This window comes from Neisseria flavescens (genome assembly GCF_005221285.1).
In the GTDB taxonomy this organism is placed as follows: domain Bacteria; phylum Pseudomonadota; class Gammaproteobacteria; order Burkholderiales; family Neisseriaceae; genus Neisseria; species Neisseria flavescens.
This window is the reverse complement of record NZ_CP039886.1, coordinates 1,366,656-1,387,210: the sequence shown is the minus strand read 5'-3', so window position 1 is coordinate 1,387,210 and position 20,555 is coordinate 1,366,656. Positions and strand designations below refer to the sequence as shown.

Annotated in this window: 23 protein-coding genes; 10 read left to right on the top strand and 13 right to left on the bottom strand. The window is 48.8% G+C overall.

All coding sequences use genetic code 11. The annotated features are described in order from the left end of the window. Nucleotides 1-27 precede the first annotated feature (27 nt). The 7 genes from FAH67_RS07115 (at nucleotide 28) to FAH67_RS07085 (ending at nucleotide 5,811) form a co-directional block, all read left to right on the top strand. Nucleotides 28-450, top strand: coding sequence for a DciA family protein (locus tag FAH67_RS07115; protein WP_039863521.1), 423 nt, complete (start codon nucleotides 28-30; stop codon nucleotides 448-450). Nucleotides 451-741: 291 nt separating this feature from the next. Continuing rightward, nucleotides 742-1,320, top strand: coding sequence for an azurin (gene azu / locus FAH67_RS07110; protein ID WP_003679317.1), 579 nt, complete (start codon nucleotides 742-744; stop codon nucleotides 1,318-1,320). A gap of 92 nt (nucleotides 1,321-1,412) precedes the next feature. Beyond that, nucleotides 1,413-1,922: a hemerythrin domain-containing protein gene (locus FAH67_RS07105; protein WP_003679316.1), complete on the top strand. Its 510-nt coding sequence runs from the start codon at nucleotides 1,413-1,415 to the stop codon at nucleotides 1,920-1,922. Between the two features lie 34 nt (nucleotides 1,923-1,956). After that, nucleotides 1,957-2,577, top strand: a complete 621-nt coding sequence (locus FAH67_RS07100) for a glucose-6-phosphate 1-dehydrogenase family protein (protein WP_003679315.1) — start codon at nucleotides 1,957-1,959, stop codon at nucleotides 2,575-2,577. Between the two features lie 112 nt (nucleotides 2,578-2,689). Further along, nucleotides 2,690-3,823 (top strand): succinyl-diaminopimelate desuccinylase, encoded by a 1,134-nt coding sequence (dapE, locus tag FAH67_RS07095; RefSeq protein WP_003679310.1) that lies wholly within the window; start codon nucleotides 2,690-2,692, stop codon nucleotides 3,821-3,823. Between the two features lie 94 nt (nucleotides 3,824-3,917). Next, the gene (locus tag FAH67_RS07090; RefSeq protein WP_003679307.1) at nucleotides 3,918-4,673 is read left to right on the top strand and encodes a methylated-DNA--[protein]-cysteine S-methyltransferase; all 756 of its coding nucleotides are present in this window, start codon (nucleotides 3,918-3,920) and stop codon (nucleotides 4,671-4,673) included. Between the two features lie 142 nt (nucleotides 4,674-4,815). Further along, complete coding sequence (locus FAH67_RS07085) at nucleotides 4,816-5,811, top strand: ornithine carbamoyltransferase (protein ID WP_003679305.1); 996 nt, start codon at nucleotides 4,816-4,818, stop codon at nucleotides 5,809-5,811. Nucleotides 5,812-5,910: 99 nt separating this feature from the next. Here the strand turns inward: FAH67_RS07085 and FAH67_RS07080 are convergent, their stop codons facing one another. The 3 genes from FAH67_RS07080 to hemN form a co-directional block, all read right to left on the bottom strand. After that, on the bottom strand, nucleotides 5,911-6,897 hold the full coding sequence (locus FAH67_RS07080) for a TraB/GumN family protein (RefSeq protein WP_003679304.1): 987 nt from the start codon (nucleotides 6,895-6,897) through the stop codon (nucleotides 5,911-5,913). Nucleotides 6,898-6,935: 38 nt separating this feature from the next. Further along, nucleotides 6,936-7,181, bottom strand: coding sequence for a DUF1289 domain-containing protein (locus tag FAH67_RS07075; protein ID WP_039863519.1), 246 nt, complete (start codon nucleotides 7,179-7,181; stop codon nucleotides 6,936-6,938). 69 nt (nucleotides 7,182-7,250) lie between these two features. Then, nucleotides 7,251-8,672 (bottom strand): oxygen-independent coproporphyrinogen III oxidase, encoded by a 1,422-nt coding sequence (gene hemN, locus FAH67_RS07070; RefSeq protein WP_003679302.1) that lies wholly within the window; start codon nucleotides 8,670-8,672, stop codon nucleotides 7,251-7,253. A gap of 162 nt (nucleotides 8,673-8,834) precedes the next feature. Here hemN and fnr point away from each other — a divergent pair, with 162 nt between their 5' ends. Then, nucleotides 8,835-9,569 (top strand): fumarate/nitrate reduction transcriptional regulator Fnr, encoded by a 735-nt coding sequence (fnr, locus tag FAH67_RS07065; RefSeq protein WP_039862092.1) that lies wholly within the window; start codon nucleotides 8,835-8,837, stop codon nucleotides 9,567-9,569. A 61-nt stretch (nucleotides 9,570-9,630) separates the two neighbouring features. Here the strand turns inward: fnr and FAH67_RS07060 are convergent, their stop codons facing one another. From FAH67_RS07060 to FAH67_RS07050, 3 genes are all read right to left on the bottom strand, one after another. Beyond that, on the bottom strand, nucleotides 9,631-10,527 hold the full coding sequence (locus tag FAH67_RS07060) for an IS3 family transposase (RefSeq protein ID WP_112890689.1): 897 nt from the start codon (nucleotides 10,525-10,527) through the stop codon (nucleotides 9,631-9,633). Next, nucleotides 10,431-10,781 (bottom strand): helix-turn-helix domain-containing protein, encoded by a 351-nt coding sequence (locus FAH67_RS07055; RefSeq protein WP_112890781.1) that lies wholly within the window; start codon nucleotides 10,779-10,781, stop codon nucleotides 10,431-10,433. The genes FAH67_RS07060 and FAH67_RS07055 overlap by 97 nt, the downstream gene beginning before the upstream one ends. Before the next feature lie 128 nt (nucleotides 10,782-10,909). Continuing rightward, a complete protein-coding gene (locus FAH67_RS07050; RefSeq protein ID WP_003679476.1) occupies nucleotides 10,910-11,860 on the bottom strand; it encodes a CysB family HTH-type transcriptional regulator in 951 nt (316 codons plus the stop codon). A 442-nt stretch (nucleotides 11,861-12,302) separates the two neighbouring features. Between FAH67_RS07050 and FAH67_RS07040 the strand changes: the two genes are divergently transcribed. Then, complete coding sequence (locus FAH67_RS07040; RefSeq protein ID WP_003679475.1) at nucleotides 12,303-13,064, top strand: OmpA family protein; 762 nt, start codon at nucleotides 12,303-12,305, stop codon at nucleotides 13,062-13,064. A gap of 137 nt (nucleotides 13,065-13,201) precedes the next feature. On the opposite strand, the gene FAH67_RS07035 is transcribed toward FAH67_RS07040, so the two are convergent. Together FAH67_RS07035 and greA are read right to left on the bottom strand one after the other, a co-directional pair. Beyond that, on the bottom strand, nucleotides 13,202-13,630 hold the full coding sequence (locus FAH67_RS07035; protein WP_003679473.1) for a DUF4149 domain-containing protein: 429 nt from the start codon (nucleotides 13,628-13,630) through the stop codon (nucleotides 13,202-13,204). Between the two features lie 98 nt (nucleotides 13,631-13,728). Then, complete coding sequence (greA, locus tag FAH67_RS07030) at nucleotides 13,729-14,205, bottom strand: transcription elongation factor GreA (protein WP_003684304.1); 477 nt, start codon at nucleotides 14,203-14,205, stop codon at nucleotides 13,729-13,731. 344 nt (nucleotides 14,206-14,549) lie between these two features. Between greA and FAH67_RS07025 the strand changes: the two genes are divergently transcribed. Continuing rightward, nucleotides 14,550-15,959: a PepSY-associated TM helix domain-containing protein gene (locus tag FAH67_RS07025; protein ID WP_003679471.1), complete on the top strand. Its 1,410-nt coding sequence runs from the start codon at nucleotides 14,550-14,552 to the stop codon at nucleotides 15,957-15,959. A gap of 211 nt (nucleotides 15,960-16,170) precedes the next feature. Here the strand turns inward: FAH67_RS07025 and rplS are convergent, their stop codons facing one another. From rplS to FAH67_RS07000, 5 genes are all read right to left on the bottom strand, one after another. Next, nucleotides 16,171-16,536, bottom strand: a complete 366-nt coding sequence (rplS, locus tag FAH67_RS07020; RefSeq protein WP_003679470.1) for a 50S ribosomal protein L19 — start codon at nucleotides 16,534-16,536, stop codon at nucleotides 16,171-16,173. 14 nt (nucleotides 16,537-16,550) lie between these two features. After that, nucleotides 16,551-17,300 carry a tRNA (guanosine(37)-N1)-methyltransferase TrmD gene (gene trmD, locus FAH67_RS07015; RefSeq protein ID WP_003679468.1) on the bottom strand — a complete coding sequence of 250 codons (750 nt, stop codon included), beginning with the start codon at nucleotides 17,298-17,300 and terminating at the stop codon, nucleotides 16,551-16,553. Next, the gene (gene rimM, locus FAH67_RS07010; RefSeq protein ID WP_003679467.1) at nucleotides 17,300-17,809 is read right to left on the bottom strand and encodes a ribosome maturation factor RimM; all 510 of its coding nucleotides are present in this window, start codon (nucleotides 17,807-17,809) and stop codon (nucleotides 17,300-17,302) included. The genes trmD and rimM overlap by 1 nt, the downstream gene beginning before the upstream one ends. A 15-nt stretch (nucleotides 17,810-17,824) precedes the next feature. After that, the gene (gene rpsP / locus FAH67_RS07005; protein WP_003679465.1) at nucleotides 17,825-18,073 is read right to left on the bottom strand and encodes a 30S ribosomal protein S16; all 249 of its coding nucleotides are present in this window, start codon (nucleotides 18,071-18,073) and stop codon (nucleotides 17,825-17,827) included. A 75-nt stretch (nucleotides 18,074-18,148) separates the two neighbouring features. After that, on the bottom strand, nucleotides 18,149-20,539 hold the full coding sequence (locus FAH67_RS07000) for a bifunctional acetate--CoA ligase family protein/GNAT family N-acetyltransferase (RefSeq protein ID WP_112890882.1): 2,391 nt from the start codon (nucleotides 20,537-20,539) through the stop codon (nucleotides 18,149-18,151). Nucleotides 20,540-20,555 lie beyond the last annotated feature (16 nt).

Here is a 20,555-nt window from a genome sequence, read left to right as displayed (position 1 = left end):
AATTTACTGAGAGGCCGTCTGAAATATATGGATTTAGCACAATTAGGCAAGCGCGATCATTTATTGGCGGGCTTGTTGCAACAATCGCAACAGTGGCGGAAATTGGATGCAAAAATCAAAACGGTTTTGCCGGCCAACCTGCATCCGCATTTTCAGACGGCCTGCGTAGAAGACGGAAGATTGGTCTTGCTCGCCGCCAACAATATGGCTGCTTCGCGTTTGAAAATGATCCTGCCTGCCATGTTGCCCAAGTTGCAAACATTGCATGCAGGCGTCAGGGAAGTGGTGGTCAGGGTAGTTCCCAAGCCTCCGGCTCAGCCGAAAACCAATAGTTTGAGATTGAGCGAGGCAGCTTTAGACAGTTTCGATGAGGCGGCAGCCAAATTGGAAGGCAAACATCCCGAATTGGCGGCGGCATTGGCAGAATTGGTACGCAAGCATAGCTGTTAAAATTATGCCAGATGAGATTACGGTTAATAAATGTTAAAGCTTATATCGTTTGACTGATAGTATCTAATACTAAAGAAATACGACCTGGAAAGTATCTGTTTTCTTTTAGGTAAACTGATGTAAACTTGGCTTGAAACTTTGATTTCGTGTGAAGTTTGTAGCAAAATAACGCCTGAATTTCACATCACGCTATACGGATAAATTTTAGTTTGGCGTTTGCCTTTTATTAATATATTCGTGTGGTGCTATTAATAGAACTTAACAAAGCTCTCATCATTAGGAGATACAACAATGAAAGCTTATCTGGCCCTGATTTCCGCTGCCGTTATCGGCTTGGCTGCATGCTCTCAAGAAGCTGCAAAACCTGCTGAGGCCCCTGCTACTTCTGCCGCTTCCGAAACTGCCCCTGCAGAAACTACTGCACCTGCTGATGCAGCTCCTGCTTCTGAAGCCGCTCCGGCCGATGCTGCCGCTGCGCCTGCGGCCGGCAACTGCGCGACTACCGTTGAAGCCAACGACATGATGCAGTTCAACACAAAAGAAATCCAAGTCAGCAAAGCGTGTAAAGAATTTACCATTACCCTGAAACACACCGGTACCCAACCTAAAGCCAGCATGGGTCACAACATTGTCATCGGTAAAGCCGAAGACATGGACGGTATTTTTAAAGACGGCGTTGGCGCAGCCGACACTGACTACGTTAAACCTGACGATGCACGCGTTGTTGCCCACACCAAACTGATCGGCGGCGGCGAAGAAGCTTCTTTGACTCTGGACCCTGCCAAATTGGCTGACGGCGAATACAAATTCGCCTGCACCTTCCCGGGACACGGTGCTTTGATGAACGGTAAAGTGACTTTGGTCGATTAATCCGTTTAAAGCCCGAAAACAGACAGCCTGCCTTGTGCAGGCTGTTTTGTTATAATTTGGAAACATTAATTTAAGAATAAATCCTAAAAACCATGAATCCGTTTGAAACCCAAAGCGTTACCTTTGCCGAACCGATTGAAATGCTGTATGCCTGCCACGGCAAAGTGCGCCGTTTTTGCGGTCAGGTTGCCATGTTGTCGGACTATATCGCCGAAAACGGCTGCAATCCGATTGTTTTGCAAACCATCCGCCAAATCGCCCGGTATTTCAACGTTGCCGCGCCGCTGCACCATGAAGACGAAGAAGAAAACTTCTTTCCGCTTTTGTTGCAATATGCGCCGCAAGCCCAGGAAAGCGTTGACGATCTGTTGCGCCAACATGTCAGCCTACATAGCAACTGGGACGGCGTAGCGGCTGAATTTGCCAAGCTTGAAGCGGACAACGCCTATATCCCCGATGCCGAAGCATTCAAACGTTTTGTCGCAGGATATGATGTTCATCTGGCGATTGAAGAGCCGTTGTTTGAGATGGGCAAAACCTTTATCCCCCAAGAAAAACTGACCGAAATCGGCGAAATTATGGCCGCACGCCGCCGCAAATAAGGCCGTCTGAAACAATCGTCTCAAGGAATACACTATGCTGACCCCAAAAAGTTGCGATTTGTTCAATATCCCTTTTTTCCAGTTTTCCCAGCTTAAAAAATACCAGCCTGAAAGCATTCCGCAAATCAAGGCAGACTATAAAGAAAACTGGCAGGTATGGCAGCAGCTGATCCGGCAGGTTGCCGCCGAATTGGGTGCGCCGTTTGCGCCGCCGCATATCGAACGCTGGTGTAATGGCTGGCAGGTGCGCGCTCATTTCTTTGCGTATTTCAAATACGAACAATATAAAAATTCCGCCGCGATTTTGTCGATTTTATTGAACCGCCGCCGCCTGAGCGTCAGCTTGGACTGGCATTGCTATAAAGCCGATGTTTCCCCCATTGCGCTGCCCGATTACAACCGCTGGCTGGATAATTTTGATACTGAAAAATACGTTTCCTTCGATATGTGGCACGGTGCAGAAAGCGAATATGACGATTATCGTACCATCGCCCAACAAAGCGAATCCGACCGAAAATTGCAAAACGACGAAGACTTTTTCTGTATCGGGAAACACATCGAACGTGATGATTTGGGCAAGCAGGATGTCGTGAAATGGATAGTGGAAACAGTGGAAGACTTACTGCCGCTTTACGAAGCTTGTCATGGAAAATAACTCAGAATGCCGAAAGGCAGACTGCCTATTCAGTATCTTCAAATAAACTCAAGGCCGTCTGAAAATCACATTCAGAACGTTTCAAACGGCCTGTTTCTCAAAGTGAACAAATATGACCGAAACCCAATCCCTAGAACTCTCCAAAGCATTGATTTCCCGCCCATCCGTTACCCCCGACGACCGAGATTGCCAAAAACTGCTTGCCGAACGCCTGCACAAAATCGGTTTTGTGGCTGAAGAACTTCATTTCGGCGATACCAAAAACATCTGGTTGCGACGCGGCACGAAAGCCCCCGTCGTCTGTTTTGCAGGACATACCGACGTTGTACCGACCGGCCCTGTTGAAAAATGGGATTCGCCCCCGTTCGAGCCGACCGAGCGAGACGGAAGATTATACGGGCGCGGCGCGGCGGACATGAAAACCGGCATCGCCTGTTTCGTTACCGCCTGCGAACGCTTTGTTGCCGAACACCCCGATCATCAAGGCAGCATCGCGCTCCTGATTACTTCCGACGAAGAGGGCGACGCGCTGGACGGCACGACCAAAGTCGTCGATGTGTTGAAAGCGCGCAGCGAGTTGATTGATTACTGTATCGTCGGCGAACCGACCGCTGTGGACAAATTGGGCGATATGATTAAAAACGGCCGACGCGGCTCGCTGTCGGGCAACCTGACCGTCAAAGGTAAGCAAGGCCATATTGCCTATCCGCATTTGGCAATCAATCCCGTGCATACTTTTGCCCCGGCCTTGTTAGAGCTGACGCAGGAAGTCTGGGACGAAGGCAACGAATACTTCCCGCCGACCAGCTTTCAAATTTCCAATATCAACGGTGGCACAGGCGCGACCAATGTCATTCCAGGCGAGCTGAATGTCAAATTCAATTTCCGCTTTTCCACCGAGTCCACCGAAGCAGGGCTGAAACAACGCGTCCACGCCATTTTGGACAAACACGGCGTGCAATACGATTTGCAGTGGTCGTGTTCGGGGCAGCCCTTCCTGACCCACGCGGGCAAACTGACCGACGTGGCACGCGCCGCCATCGCCGAAACCTGCGGCGTAGAGACCGAATTGTCCACCACCGGCGGCACTTCGGACGGACGCTTCATCAAAGCCATTGCCAAAGAACTCATCGAGTTAGGCCCATCCAACGCGACCATCCACCAAATCAACGAAAACGTACGTTTGGAAGACATTCCTAAGCTGTCGGCAGTGTATGAAGGTATGTTGAAACGTTTGTTGAAGTGAAAAAAACCGTAGGCTTTGAAAAACGATAGGGCGATACGATTCTTTTGTTCTTTTTGTTTTCTCTTAAGTTGTCGATAATTGGACAAGGCAAAATATGATTACTCTGCCTTCTTTAGATGCACTTTCATCAAAGTGGAATGAAATCCGCGAGCAGTTGGAAACTGACTTTTCTACCGACCTCGAAGCCTTGTTGCACGAGCGTCTTACTGAACACGAAACCAAGCAGTTCGAGCAGGATTTTATTGACTGTATCGGTTGTACGCCTGAAGAATATGTCCGTATCCGCCGAGCCATCCATCTGTTGGAAACGCGTTATCCGGATAGTCCAAACGAACTGACTGCGGCAGCGGTTGCCACGCCGTTGGGCGAGATGTTGGCGGTGTTCGGCAGTAAGGGTTTGTGTCTGCTGGAATTTATCGGGCAGAAACACATGGAACAGGAAATCATGGCTGTCCAAAAAGCTTTGCGCGGGCAGTTTATTTTCCAAGAAAATGAGCAAACGCAACTTTTGCGCCAAGAATTGGATTTATACTTTCAAGGCCGTCTGAAAGTTTTTGCGACGCCTTTGGAAACGATAGGTACGGCCTTTCAGCAGCAGGTGTGGGATGCGCTGCTGACCATTTCTTACGGTGAAACGCGCAGCTACAAGGAGCAGGCGCAGCGTTTGGGTAATCCCAAAGCCATTCGTGCTGTTGCCGCTGCAAATGGGCAGAACAAGGTGTCTATCCTGATTCCCTGCCACCGCGTCATCGGCAGCGACGGTAAATTGACCGGCTACGCGGGCGGCTTGAACCGCAAACAATCGTTGCTTGCCTTGGAGCGGGGCGAGGTTCAGACGGCCTTGTTTTGAGTTTTGATAGAGGATAAGGGGCCGCGCTTCGGGGGGCTTCGCACGCTGAAAAATTGAGCGGCAGAATGTCGATGGAAGTCCGACGAAATCTGCATGGAGAAAAATGTTGGGCAACGCCCACGCTAGAATAGAGAAATAAGACATGAGCCTGAAAAACCGCCATTTTTTAAAACTTTTGGATTTTACGCCGGAAGAAATTACCACCTATCTCGACCTTGCCGCCGAATTGAAGGCTGCTAAAAAAGCAGGGCGTGAAGTGCAGCGGATGAAGGGAAAAAACATTGCCCTGATTTTTGAGAAAACATCAACCCGCACCCGTTGCGCGTTTGAAGTGGCCGCACGCGACCAAGGGGCAGGGGTGACTTATCTGGAGCCGTCTGCCAGCCAAATCGGGCATAAGGAAAGCATTAAGGATACGGCGCGTGTTTTAGGACGGATGTTTGACGGTATCGAATATCGCGGTTTTGGACAGGATGTGGTGGAAGAGCTGGCCAAGTATGCAGGCGTGCCTGTGTTCAATGGTTTGACCAACGAGTTTCACCCGACTCAAATGCTCGCCGATGCGCTGACGATGCGCGAGCATAGCGACAAGCCTTTGAATCAAATTGCATTTGCCTATGTCGGTGATGCGCGTTACAACATGGCCAATTCGTTGCTGGTGTTGGCTGCGAAATTGGGCATGGACGTGCGTATCAGTGCGCCGAAAAGCCTGTGGCCGTCTGAAAACATTATCGAGATGGTGCAGGCTGTTGCCAAAGAGACCGGCGGACGGATTCTGTTGACGGAGAATGTGCAGGAAGCCGTGAAAGGCGTGGATTTTATCCATACTGATGTGTGGGTCAGCATGGGCGAGCCTAAAGAGGCTTGGCAGGAACGTATCGATTTGCTGAAAGATTACCGCGTTACGCCTGAGCTGATGGCGGCGGCGGAAAATCCGCAAGTCAAGTTTATGCATTGCCTGCCTGCTTTCCATAATCGCGAAACCAAGGTCGGCGAATGGATTTATGAGACATTCGGTCTGAATGGTGTGGAAGTAACGGAAGAAGTTTTTGAAAGTGAAGCCAGCATTGTGTTTGATCAGGCAGAAAACCGGATGCACACGATTAAAGCGGTGATGGTGGCGGCATTGGGCGATTGAGTTTTTCGCTCAACATTGTTTACTGCTTCATTTAATAGAGATTAAATAAAGGCCGTCTGAAAGAAAGACTTTCAGACGGCCTTGTCGTTTGATTGGGGTTTATTGCCAAATCAGGACTTTGGGTTCGGGCGTTACTTGATAGCCTTCTTGACGCAATAGTTCGATTAAGCCTTTTTCGCTGGGTAAATGGGCAATACCGACAGCAAAGAGGGTGCTTTGTTTGGCAGATTGCTTGCGGATTTCAGGCAGCCATGCCAAGTTGCGGCGGATCAGGAGGTCGTTTTTCAGCCAATCGGACATGGCTTTGGCGTATTTGGTATCAACAAGTTTGAGGGTGCGTTGTTCGGTTTCTTCCAAAAGTGGAATGAGTTCTTCAAAGCGGCCGTCTGAATAGGCTTGATGGAGTTTTTTGATATCTTCGGTTTCTTCTTTATTGGTTTTAATACTGGCTTTCAGAAAGTTGAGCATGGTTTCTTCAGGCTGGGCTTTGAAGATCGCGGTAACATCGTCCAAACTTTCCAATGAACCACGCGGCTTATTGATGTCGGCGGCCGCGTTGGTCAGCAACATATCTGCACCGGTTTCTGAGCTATACCCTTTGGAAAATGTACTGCCGGCAAAAATGAATGCGGCCCACGGATGGAGTTTGTCGGCAAATTGGGCAATGGGCCGGCTTTCTTCATTTTGTGAATAGATTTCTTGTAAAAGACGGAAATCTGTTTTGCCGAGCTTGCGGCTGAGCGGTTCGGTACTCATGACTTCTTTGAAGTATTTTTGATACATTTTTTTCGTTTCCGGACTGCTGTCCGGCAGTGGGTCAACTTCTGTCGTCAATTGGTCGGTGGATTGCAACAGTTTGACTGCATCGGAAGACAAGGTTTGATTGGTTCGTCCCATGTGGATGGTGCCGAGCAGGTAGGAATCGGGTTGGCCTTCTTTGCTGATTTTCCAAACATTGCTGGTCAGTTTAGGCTGCTGCCAATTAAGTTCGGCAGATTTACTTTCGGGTGAAGTTGCGGCGGGTTTGCAGGCACCCAAAGCAAGGGCGGTCAATGGCACAAGCAGGCAGGCGAGCAGTTTTTTCATATTTTTCCTTATTGTGGTGTGCGGTAGGCAAGGGCAATTTAGAAATCGAGCAGGTTTTGAACCGGATGTTCGCCCGTTTCAGTTTTTTCCAGTTTGCGGTTGCGGATTTTGGCCTTCCTGAGGGACAGAAGGTGCATGACTTGGTGCTTTTGGCTGTCGGTCATCTGGAGCCAGTACAAGCGCTCTTCCCGACTGCGCAGACAGCCTTTGCAATAACCTTTGGCATTAGCTTCACAGACACCTATACAGGGACTGGGGATGGGGAAGAAATCGGGTTGTTCCATTTTGTGTTGCTTTTAATGTGAAAAAAGGCCGTCTGAAATATAGCATATATGTTCAGACGGCCTAAGTGTTTACACAGTTTGCGAGTATTTGGCTTTGGTTTCTTTATGGCGCAAATGGTAGTCGAACACCATGGCGATATTGCGGATCAGGAAACGGCCCTTCGGCGTAACGGTCAGACTGTGCGGTTTGAGACGGACCAGGCCGAGGGTTTCCAGTTGCTTCATATCTTCCAGTTCGGCTGCAAAATAGCGGCTAAACGGAATGCCGAACACGCTTTCGTAAATTTGATAATCAAGCGAGAAGCGGCACATCAAATCCTGAATGATGTTGCGGCGCAGGATATCGTCTTGGTTAAGCTGGTAGCCGCGCATAATCGGCAGATGTCCGGCATCAAGAGCGGCGTAATAGGCATCGATGTCGCGCTCGTTTTGAGAGTAGGTGCTGCCGATTTTGCCGATAGAGGACACGCCGATTGCCACCAAATCGCAGTCGGCATAGGTTGAGTAGCCTTGGAAATTGCGTTGCAGGAAGCCTTCTTTGAGGGCGATGGAGAGTTCGTCGTCAGGTTTGGCAAAGTGGTCCATACCGATGAAGACATAGCCGCGCTCGGTCAGGGTTTGAACGCAATATTGCAGCATATCGAGTTTTTCTTCGCTGCCGGGTACGACATTGGTGTCGATACGGCGTTGCGGTTTGAAGATATGCGGCAGGTGGGCGTAGTGGTAAAGGGCGAGGCGGTCGGGATTGAGGGACAAGACCGTGTCGATGGTAGTCTTGATGCTTTCGGTGTTTTGGTGTGGCAGGCCGTAAATCAAATCGACACTAACCGATTTAAACCCGGCTTCACGCGCGGCATCAATCACTTCTTTGGTTTCTTCGTAACTTTGAATGCGGTTGACGGCTTCCTGCACTTTAGGGTCAAAGTCTTGAATACCGACACTCATGCGGTTGAAGCCGAGTTTGCCCAGTTTGAGGACGGTTTCGCGGCTGACTTTGCGCGGGTCGATTTCGATGGAGTATTCGCCGTTGGGAATCAGCTGGAAGTATTTACAAATCATGTCGAAGACGCGTTCGAGTTGGTCGTCGCTCAGGAATGTGGGCGTACCGCCGCCGAAGTGGAGCTGCGCAAGCTGGTGTCTTCCGCCCAAATGCGGCGCCAGCAATTCCATTTCTTTTTCCAGATACTGGATATAGGCATCGGCACGGCTTTTGTCTTTGGTAATGATTTTGTTGCAGCCGCAGTAGTAGCAGATGGTATTGCAGAAAGGAATGTGAATGTAGAGCGAAAGGGGTTTATTGAGCGCACCCATGTTGCGTAGGCTTAAAGCTTGGATATATTCGGCTTCTTTAAAGCCTTCATGGAAGCGGTCGGCAGTCGGATAGGATGTATAACGGGGACCGCTTGATGGCAAACTGGCAATCAATTCACGGTCAAATTCCGGTAATTCATTGTTTGTGTTGGTGTTATTTGAGATGGGGATGATTTTCATGGTAGGGGCTTGTAGTATAAAGTAGGTAAATTAGGGAAAATTTTAGTCAAAATTTCGATAGTTTGGTAGAATGCCTCATAATGATATGCCGACTTTGACATGGGTCAATAGTTATTCGGCTTAATCAGGGATTGAGAGAATTAAGCAAATTAAAGGTGCGTTATGGCTACACACAATGCAACACATCAAATGAAAACCTTGTGTTCCACATGTTCTTTACGTGAACTGTGTTTGCCTGTCGGACTGATGCCTAACGAATTTTCACAACTGGACGCGGTTATTCGTCAAAGCCGCCGTCTGAAAAAAGGTGAATACCTGTTCCGTGCCGGCGAGCCGTTTACCTCTTTGTTTGCCATCCGTGCGGGTTTTTTTAAGACAACAGTCGCCAGCCAAGATGGACGAGATCAGGTAACCGGCTTTTTTATGTCGGGCGAGCTGATCGGTATGGATGGGATTTGTTCCCATATTCACAGCTGTGATGCTGTGGCTTTGGAAGACAGCGAAGTATGCGAGCTTCCGTTTACACATATTGAAGAACTCGGTCAGGATATTCCCAGCCTCCGCTCTCACTTTTTTCGCCTGATGAGCCGTGAAATTGTCCGAGATCAGGGTGTTATGTTGCTTTTGGGCAATATGCGTGCTGAAGAGCGATTGGCAGCATTCTTGCTTAACCTGTCTCAGCGTCTCTATTCACGAGGTTTTGCCGCCAATGATTTTATCTTACGGATGTCGCGTGAGGAAATCGGCAGCTATTTGGGGCTGAAGCTGGAAACAGTCAGCCGCACCTTGTCTAAATTCCATCATGAAGGCTTGATTTCGGTTGAACACAAGCACATCAAAATCTTAGATGCGACAACTTTGAAGAAAATGGTTTCCGGTTGTTCGCATGCTATCTGAATCTTAGGCCGTCTGAAATATTGAACTGGCCCCCAAATCTTGGACACTCATAAAAGCCTATTCAGGCACTCTGTGTAAGCCGGGTTCTGTATGCGACAGGACTCAGCTTTTTCAATTTCAAACTGCAACGCTCGCGGTTGTAGTAATCCATATAGTCATCTATCTGTTTCATCAATTCATCCACCGTCAATTCCCCTGCACGGTAGAAACACTCCGTCTTCAGCACCGCAAAGAAGCTTTCCATCGGTGCATTGTCCCAACAATTCGCCTTTCGCGACATGCTTTGAACCATGAAATACTCCGCAAGCAATTCCCTATACCCCGCCGTACGGTACAGCACACCTTGGTCCGAATGAAGCATCGTTCCTTTATCAGTCAGCCGGGGTGCCGCTTTTTCGAGCATTTCCTTCACCATTTCACTGTCGGCTCTGCGGCTCATGGCGTAGGCGATGATTTCGCGGTTGAACAGGTCCAAGATCGGCGAGAGGTACAGTTTGCCGTCCTTTCCTTTGAGTTCGGTCACGTCGGTCAGCCATTTTTCGTTGGGCTTTCGGGCTTTGAACCGGCGTTTGAGGAGGTGTTCCGATATTTCGCCCATGGCGGGATGGCGGTAGGCTTTTTTTGCCCGTATGAGGGCTTTCAGTCCTAGCTGCCTCATCAGCCGCGCCACTTTTTTGCGGTTCCAACCTAATGCTGCTGCAATGCGCCTTTGCCCGTAGCGTCCTTTATGCCGTTCGTAGATTTCGGCGATAAGGGCTTTGTCGGCTTCATTGGGGTCGGGTCGGTCCTGATGATGGTAGTAAAAGCTGCTTTTGGGCAGGTTTGCGATGTGCAGCAGGTATTTGAGCGGGTGTTGCGCCCTCAGTGTTTGGACGGTTTGGCTTTGTCCTTTTCGGTCTGTTTTTTGCTGAGGGCTTTTAACTCCTTTAGGTAGGCAACCTTTGCGCGCATATAGCACAACTCTTCGATAAGCTCTGCCTGTGTTTTTTCGTGGTCGGGTTTGTCGGCGATGAAGGGGTTTTTGCGGTGTTGGGGCATGGTTTTGGATTGGGGATGTTCGAGTGCGCCGATGCCGCCTTCTTGATAGGCGCGTATCCATCGTCGCAGGTTGGTTCGGGAAATGCCGTAGTGGTCTGCGGTACGCTGTTGACTGCGTATGTGCAGGTAGTGGAGTACGGCTTGGTATTTGAAGTGTAATGTATATTTGCTCATAAAAAAACTGCACCTTGTGAGTTGGAGGGGGGGGTGTCCAACTTTTGGGGTGCAGTTCAATATTTCAGACGGCCTTTTTAACAAGAATTAAAGAATAATTGTTAAGTTGCGAAAGTGATAGTCAGATATTAAATTGAAAAGTCTTCAACAACCGGCGTGTACAGAATACGGTCAACTACTTCTCTGGTCAGTTTCGGTGCAAACATCTGGATAAAGTCATACGCGTAACCACGCAGATAGGTATCGGTGCGTAAGGCTATCCAAGTAGGCGACGGTTCAAATAAGTGTGCCGCATCAATAAGCTGTAAATCTTGATCGACAACGGGATCGTACGCCATTTTAGCCATCAAACCAACGCCCAAGCCTAAGCGGACATACGTCTTCAGTACATCCGTATCGGCAGCCGATAAGGCAACATCAGGTTGCTCAATATGCGCTTTATTAAATGTACGCGCGATGCTGCTGCCGGAATTAAAAGCAAATTCGTAAGTAACCAGCGGAAAAGAAGCTAAATCTTCAAGGCTTACAGGATTGCGGCAGTCTAAAAGAGGGTGGTCGTGCGGAACAATGACGGCATGGTTCCATTCGTAGCAGGGCAGTTTGCCCAATTCAGGATGATCGTCAATGCGTTCAGTAATAATTGCCAAATCAGCTTCGCCGCTGCTGACCATTTGCGCAATGGCAGAAGGGCTGCCTTGTTTGATGGTCAAATTGACTTTAGGGTGGTTTTTGACAAATTCCGCAACGATTTTGGGCAAAGCATAACGCGCCTGGGTATGCGTTGTCGCGATGGTCAGCGAGCCGCTGTCATGATCGGTAAACTCGCTGCCGATATTTTTAATGTTTTGTACATCACGCAAAATCCGTTCCGAAATCTCTAATACGGCTTTGCCCGGTTGTGAAACGGAAACCACACGTTTGCCGCTGCGGATAAAAATTTGGATACCCAATTCTTCTTCAAGCAGGCGGATTTGTTTGGAAATGCCGGGCTGGGATGTGAAAAGCGCATCGGCGGCTTCGGAGACATTCAGATTGTGTCGGTAAACCTCAAGGGCATAACGTAATTGTTGCAGTTTCATGGTAGCAGTACCGAATACGTTGTTATTGTGGATTTTGTGCGACAAACGGCATGTAATTTAACATATTTTGCCCAGATTTGCTCCGAGTTTTGAAAACGATTGTTTTTAATGAAAATATCTTTTAATGATATGAAAACAGGAGATGCAGGAAAGATGAGGGAAAGGGGTTTTGTTGTTTTTGTACAACTTTAGGGGGATGAATTGTCTGATTTTACCCTAAATTAATGACACAAGATTGATTTTTCGGCATGATTAACTACTAGGAAGCAGGCACTTCATGATTGTTTGAAGGCATCGAGTATTGACAGTTTGCCTTGCGCTTCTTTATAGTGCAACCTGATATATCCGATTTGCCGCTGTTTTGATACTGCGGCCTGTATATTGGTACTTTGCAGCGGTTGCTTTCCTAGTCCGCCGCATAACAATTTGATGAGGGAATAAAATGACCAAACAGCTGAAATTAAGCGCATTGTTCGTTGCCTTGGTTGCCTCTGGCACCGCTATGGCCAGCGAAGCGCACACCAAACACGGTTACACCGTAAGCAGCAAATCTCAAGAAATCGTCCGTAACAACTACGGCGAATGCTGGAAAAACAGCTACTTCGACAAAGCTACCCAAGGCCGTGTTGAATGTGGTGATCGTGAAGCAGTTGCTCCTGTACAACAAGCTCCTGAGTATGTTGATGAAACTGTTTCCCTGTCTACTAAAACTCTGTTCGGCTTCGATAAAGACAACCTGCGTCCTGAAGCTCAAGAAAACCTGGACGCTTTGGCTCAACGCCTGAGCAACAAAGACGTACAAACCGTACGTGTTGAAGGTCACACTGACTTCATGGGTTCTGAGCAATACAACCAAGCTCTGTCTGAGCGTCGTGCTAACGTAGTTGCTAACTACTTGGTAGGTCATGGCGTTGCTTCTAGCAAAATCTCTGCAGTAGGTCTGGGCGAATCTCAAGCTCAAATGACTGCTACTTGTGAAGCTGAAGTTGCTAAACTGGGCAAAAAAGTTTCTAAAGCTAAGAAACGTGCTGCTCTTATCGCTTGTATCGAACCTGACCGCCGCGTTGATGTTAAAATCCGCAGCGTTGTTACTCGTCAAGTTGCTCCAGGCCAAACTATCGAAGGTCAAGGCGAATTGCCTGCTTCTGATGAAGGTTGGATCCCAGCTCCTTACAATGGCGTTCACGGTTACGCTAAACCTTAATCGGTTTGTGAAAAATGCCCTGCAATATGCAGGGCATTTTTTTTATGGCTTATATTTGAAGAGTCGGGGAATTAATGATTCCAAAATAAAAGGCCGTCTGAAAGACTTCTTTTCAGACGGCCTTTTATTAAGACAGATTAGTTTGGTTTGGGCCATTTCCATACGCAGATGGCTGCCAGTATCGTACAAATCAAAAAGATGATACTGGATAAGCCGTGCCAAACGCCGAATGTTCCACCTACTAGGGACAGCAGCCAGTTATCCAGCCCATATTTGTGTGCTTCGATAACCGGCGTAACCAAAAGATGGTTGCAGGCTAATAGTAGCCAAAGTACTAAGATCCACCAAGAAAGTGAGGCCAGCTGTTTTCTGAAAAAGGCATAGGCTGCGCCAAAAATAACCAAGCCACATAGTGCTGTAATGGCAAATAAAATACCGGCAATTTCTCCCGCCTGCATTTTTGGTAGGAGGCGGAACAGGATGGGGGCAGTAACATAGCCTGCTGTCAGCTGCATACCGAGCCACATGGTGGCAGCAGTTTGGATAATTTTGTACAGTAGATTCATTATGCTTCTCCTGGGAAGATTTCACTTTCTTTAATTATGGTGTTTTTAGGTACAACAAAAGGCCGTCTGAAAATGTTTTCAGACGGCCTTTTGTTTATTTAAATATATTGCACGGCAATAATGTCATATTCACGTACGCCGCCGGGTGCTTGAACTTCTGCAACGTCGCCTTCTTCTTTGCCGATCAGGGCGCGGGCAATTGGGGAGCCAACGTAGATTTTGCGTTCTTTAATGTCTGCTTCATCTTCACCGACGATTTGGTAGGTAACTTGTTCTTCGGTTTCCAAATCTTCCAGTGTCACAGTTGTGCCGAATACGATTTTGCCTTCGGCATGGATTTCGGCAGGGTTGATGATGTGCGCCATAGAGAGTTTGTGTTCCAACTCGGCGATACGGCCTTCGATAAAGCCTTGACGCTCTTTGGCGGCTTCGTATTCTGCGTTTTCAGACAAGTCGCCGTGTGAACGTGCTTCAGCGATGGCTTCGATGACTTCTGGGCGTGCTACGCTTTTGAGGTGTTGAAGTTCTTGTTTCAACAATTCTGCACCACGGACGGTCAAAGGGATTTTTTGCATTGAGTTCTCCATGAAAGCATGATGATGCTTTTAAAATTTTATCCGGCCACGCGCGGTAGCCGGATTGGAAATAAAAACACAAGCCGCCAAAGCTTGGCGGCTTGATAAATAAATAAGTAATGCCTGTATTTTACCAAATTCTGCCGAAGCCGCAATGATTAAAACAGATTTTCAGTAAAGTGTTGTTTTCTGTCTATTTTGTTTTTTCAGACGGCCTGAAAGCTAAATATTGAAGTATTTCAAAGCTGCATTGGAAAAACGGTTTCTTAAATGAATGTTTTTGATTAAAATGCTTGGCGCTAATTCGTAATAATTAGTCTGCTTTAACTATATGAAGAGAGTATATGGAAACAAAACCAACTTCCCAAAATGAACAACGGGCTAACCGCTGTTATTTGACTGTTTGGCGATGGCATTTTTATGCCGGACTTTTGGTTGCGCCGTTTTTAACCCTGCTGGCTGTTACAGGGTTGGGAATGCTGCTATTTGCCAATATTACCGGTAAAGAAGGCGAGCGCATACACGTTACCCCGCAGGCGCAGGTACAGCCTTTGTCGGCGCAGGCGGAAGCGGCTCGGCAGTCTGTGAACCCTGAAACCGCGTCGGTGGTGCAATATATCGCGCCGCGCGCCGACGATATGGTTGCTGTGTTCCGCGTGAACAACGACGACAAAGCGACCATGGTCGCCGTCGATCCTTACACGGCGAAAGTCGTCAGTTCCATGCCGCGCAATGAGGGCTGGTATCACACGATGGACGGAATCCACGGCGATATGATGCTCGGCACGGCGGGCGATTATCTGATAGAAACTGCCGCATCGCTGACCATCCTGATGATGATTACGGGGATTTATCTGTGGTGGGCGAAACAGCGCAGCCTGAAATCCATGCTTGTGCCACAAACGGGCAAAGGACGCTCGTGGTGGCGCAGTATGCACGGCGCATTCGGCACCTGGGTTTCTTTGATTTTATTGTTGTTCTGCCTGTCGGGTGTTGCTTGGGCGGGCATTTGGGGCGGTAAGTTCGTTCAGTCTTGGAGTCAGTTCCCCGCCGGTAAATGGGGGGTCAAACCGAATCCCGTATCCGTCGTGCCGACCCATGGCGATGTGTTGAACGACGGCAAAACCAAAGAAGCACCGTGGGTTCTGGAACTCACGCCCATGCCTGTTTCCGGTACGACGAAGGGCGAAAACGGCATCAATCCGAGCGAACCGTTGACCTTGGAAACGGTTGACCGCTTCGCCCGCGAAATCGGTTTCAAAGGCCGCTACCAACTCAACCTGCCCAAAGGCGAAACGGGCGTGTGGACGCTGTCGCAGGATTCGATGAGCTACGACATGGTCAGCCCGACTGCCGACCGCACGGTGCACATCGACCAATACAGCGGCAAAATCCTGGCTGACATCCGTTTCGACGATTACAACTTCTTCGGCAAATTCATGGCAGCCAGCATCGCGCTGCACATGGGGACGCTGGGCTGGTGGAGCGTGTTGGCGAACGTTTTGTTCTGCTTGGCGGTCATCTTCATCTGCGTCAGCGGCTGTGTGATATGGTGGAAACGCCGTCCTTCGGAAGCACGTGGTTTGGTTCCTCCAGCACAGAAAATCAAATTGCCGGTATGGTGGGCAATGGCTGTACCACTTCTGATTTTGGCTGTGATTTTCCCAACAGCCATTGCCGCAATCGCTGTTATTTGGGTTTTGGATACACTGTTGTTGTCGCGTATCCCAGCATTGGCAAGATGGTTTAAATAACCACTCAATGTGATTAAAGGCCGTCTGAATCTTTTGTTTCAGACGGCCTTTTGTATAAAGGTTAAAAGAGGTAGGGAAGTTACGATTCTGTTTGAGCTTATATGTGAAATAGAGATTGTGGTTGGCTTGCAGGATTGTGTAAGAAAAACGAGGAGATCTTGTATAAAAACAAAAAACCCACTTCATTGAAGTGGGTTTTTGATGAAAGCTATTAACCTTTGCGAGCAGGCAATTTTTCTTTAATGCGAGCTGCTTTACCGGTCAGGCCGCGCAAGTAGTACAGTTTGGCGCGACGTACGTCACCACGGCGTTTAACTTCGATTTTTTCTACGGTAGGAGAGTACAGTTGGAAAGTACGTTCTACACCTTCGCCGCTAGAGATTTTGCGAACGATGAAGTTGCTGTTCAGGCCACGGTTGCGGCGAGCGATAACAACACCTTCGTATGCTTGCAGACGGCTGCGAGAACCCTCAACCACGCGTACAGATACGACAACGGTGTCGCCTGGAGCGAATTCAGGGATTTCTTTGTTCAAGCGAGCGATTTCTTCTTGCTCTAATTGTTGAATCAAGTTCATTTGTTTTTCCTAAGTTATGATTGGATTTCCTGTTGCTCTTGCAAGATTTCTTTTAAGAGGCGGGATTCCTTTGGGATTAAACTGCGCTTTTCCAATAAATCAGGTCGGCGCTCTAAAGTGCGTCGCAGCGATTGTTTCAATCGCCACTCGGCAATCAAGCCATGATTTCCTGAGCGTAAGACCTCGGGAACCATCATGCCTTGGAATTCTACGGGTTTGGTGTAATGAGGACAGTCTAAAAGGCCGTCTGAAAACGAGTCTTGTTCGGCTGACTGTATATCGCCCAATACACCCGGAACCAATCTTAAGACGGCATCCATCAACATCATGGCGGGTAATTCGCCACCCGAGACGACAAAGTCTCCAATACTGATTTCTTCGTCCACACTGCTTTGTAGCAGTCTTTCATCTATGCCTTCATAGCGTCCGCATAGAAGAACAAGATGGGGCAGTTCGGCAAGTTCTGCAGCTTTTTTATGTGTCAGCGGCTGACCTTGCGGACTGAGATAAATTACTTTGGCAGGTTTTTGCGAGTTCGCTTTGGCTTCTTCGATTGCTGCTTGAAGCGGCGGCGCCATCATAATCATTCCCGGACCACCTCCGAAGGGGCGATCATCAATATAGCCAAGTTTGTTGTCGGCGAATTTTCGGGGATTGATGGCTTGAAACTGCCAAAGATTTTGTTTTCTTGCTCTGCCTGTAACACCATATTCGACAATGCTGTCGAACATCTCTGGGAAAATGGTGATGGCTTGAATCAGCATCAGTAGTCCAAACCCCAGTCGGCGATAATGGTTTTGCTGTCGGTATCGACAGATTCGATATAGTTGGAGACAAAGGGAATTAGGATTTGTCCGTGTTCGCCTTTAATCATCAAAACATCATTTGCACCGGTTTCCATCAGGTTGCTGACTTTGCCTAGGATGATGTTTTCTTTGTTGATGACTGTCATGCCGACTAAATCTGCCCAGTAGTATTCGTCTTCCTCAGTAGGGGCGAATGACTCTCTGGGGATTTCGATGGTATAGCCGCGCAAGGCAAATGCTTGGTCGCGATCGTCTATACCTTCAAATTTGACCTGAAGTTCGCCATTGACAATTTTACCTGTCTCAAGCACAACATTCAGGGTTTTGCCATCCTTGCACAACTGCCACTCGGGGTAGTCCAGCAGGCTGTCGGTATATTCGGTATTGGCAGCAATTTTAAGCCAGCCTTTAATGCCGAATACGCCTTTTATGTAGCCCATGGCTACCCGTTTTTGAGTGTTTGTCATGGTCGTTTCGGCTGATTAAGCAGCGATTTTTTGCTCTTTAATCAGTTTGGCAACTGCGTCGCTAACTTTCGCGCCTTGAGCAACCCAGTGGTTGATGCGGTCTGCATCGAAACGTACGCGTTCTTGTTTTTCGTTGGCAACGGGGTTGTAGAAACCTACGCGCTCGATGAAGCGGCCGTCACGACGGTTGCGAGAGTCAGTTACGACTACGTTGTAGAAAGGGCGGTGTTTTGAGCCGCCGCGAGCCAAACGGATAACTACCATTTTGAGTCCTTTTGAAAAAAGCGGATATATAGAAACCGCTAATTTTAGGATATTTCACACGGGTTATGCAAGTTTTTATTTGTTTTTGTTGCTGTTTTGCCATTCGTTCAAATTGAGGCTGGCTTGATACAGGCTGCGGTCGGTTTCCGATGGGATGACGGTAAATCCTGATTTTTCAGCGAGTTTGAGCATCGGTGTGTTTTCTTTGAGGATTTCCGCATTCATGGTTTGGTAACCTTGCTGTGTGGCAGTTTGGATAATCAGGCTCATCATTTTGCCGGCCAAGCCGGTTTTGCGTGCCTCAGGCGCTAAAGTAATGCCGAACTCGCATTCATTGCGATTGATGCGGCTGTAACGGCTGACTGCGACGATACGGCCGTCTGAAGCGAAGGCTGCCCACGCGCATTCGGTATGGAAATCGGGACGGGTCAGCCGTGCGAGTGTGGGCAGCGGCAACTCGTTGGTATGGGTCATGAAGCGCGTATGGCGGTCGGCCGCGGGTAATTGGCGGACAAATTTTTGTTTGGCTTCGGCATCTTCAGGCTCTAGTGCGCGGATGTGCAGTGTGTTGCCGTCGGGCAGAGTAAAGGTATCGGTTTGGCTAGGATAGGGTGCAAGTACGTTTTGTATCTCGGGCGTTTCGGTTTTAGGGTGCAGCAGTTCGGATGCAGCTTCGCCGGTATTGCGTAGGAATTCGGCCGCTGCCGGATTTTTTTGTTGGAGGTAGGCGGCGGCGCTTTGCATTTTGGCGGCGGCCTGTTCCAAGGTTTGGACGGCTTTTTTGGGGATTTTGGTTGTTGGTGCAACAGGTTTTTCTACGATTTCGGGAATGATGGTGCTGCTGTATTGGCTGCCGTTGTAGTTGAGGATAATGTCGCCGATATGCTGATTGTTGTGGATAAGCGTGTTTAGGGAATGCAGGAATTGATTGAGAACGGAAGTGTTGTCAAGTTCTGCAAACTGGCTTAAACGCTGGATATCGAGCGTGGTAAAGGGAGGTAATGCGGCTTCGGTTTGGCCGTTGTAATGGGCGGTAAGGATGTTGCCGTAAATGGCATGGCGGCTGAATCGAAATTGGACGGCATTGTGTTTTTGGGTTTGGCACGGAGGTAGATATAGGGCTTCCGCCATCAGTTCGGGTTGGCCGGATGCAATGGCTTTATCGATATTTTTGCTTTTAGGTGTTTTCAGACGGCCTGTTTTGGCTGGGGCAGGGGTATTTTGCACTTGTTGCAAATAGGCTGTTTGATTGCGGAAATAAAATGTCAGTAAGGCTTCTTCCGGTGTGTTAAACCGAGTCAGGCCGTCTGAAAAACGATAGCTGACGAGAATGGGCTTACTGGTTTTTTGTGCCAAATTATCCAGAGTTTGATGAATGCTGTACGCATCCGGCGTATCTGGCGAAATAATGCCAAGCAGGGCTTGAGTATGCGGATTTTGTAATTGTTCGAGTGCCAGACGGTGGATGCGTGCAGGCGTTGGGTTGCTGCCGATGCAGCCTTGTCGGATGGATGGTGCATCGGTTGGGAGGTCGAGGGTCAAGTCGCAGGCATTGGCGGTAGTGCGCAGCCATTCTATCGGCGTGTCGGACAGAATGGTGGGATTGGTAATGACGGGAATGCCGGAAAGGTGGGCTTTTAAGGCCGCTTCCAGTTCGGCGGTATTGAATACCGGTTGGAAATTGCAATGGCGGCTGAGGCTGCGCAGGATGGCTTTGTCTGTGTCATCGGTATGGTGTGTGGACAACAGGATAAGCGGGGTGTGGCGTGTAAAGTGGCGGATGGCACTGAACAGCTCGCGTTGGTTCTCGGCCGGATTGTAGTGGATGACGGCAACTTTGGTATGGCGATTGTGGCCGAAGCGGTTGAGCCAGTCGGCTGATGTAGTAGGGCTTAGATCATAGTTGAGACTGATGTGGCGCGATACGCCTTGGTGCAGTGTGTTCAGCAGGTAGTTGATGTTGCGGCTGACGGTGCTGTGGCCGGTCAGTAACGCGATATGGCCGGCGGGATAGTCGGTTTGGGTGCCGATGTTGAGGTTGAGCGAGGGGAGTTGGATGCCTGCGCTGTTGCACACGGTGATGTTCAATTTGTCACCGTGATGTTTTTGAATGATGGAACGGGCGTTTTTACAGGATTCGGGCGGTAGGTTTTCCCAATCTTGAATCAGGATAATGTGGCGTAGGTCTTTTTTACGGCAGGCTTTGAACAGCGAGTCGTAATGGTCGGGCGGGATAACGGCAACAACCAAGTCAGCTTGGCCCGGGATTTTGCTGAGGCTGGAGTAGGAGGGAATACCTGCGACACTGCTGTGTCGAAGATTGACGGGGGTGATTTTGCCTTGATATGAGGAACCGAGCAGGTGGCTGAAAATGCGTTCGCCAAGGCTGTGCGGACGTTCGCTGGCGCCGACGAGGATGATGTGTTCAGGCATGAAGAAGTAGCCGGTTTGGGCAGTTGCACTCATGATGGTTCCTTATTTG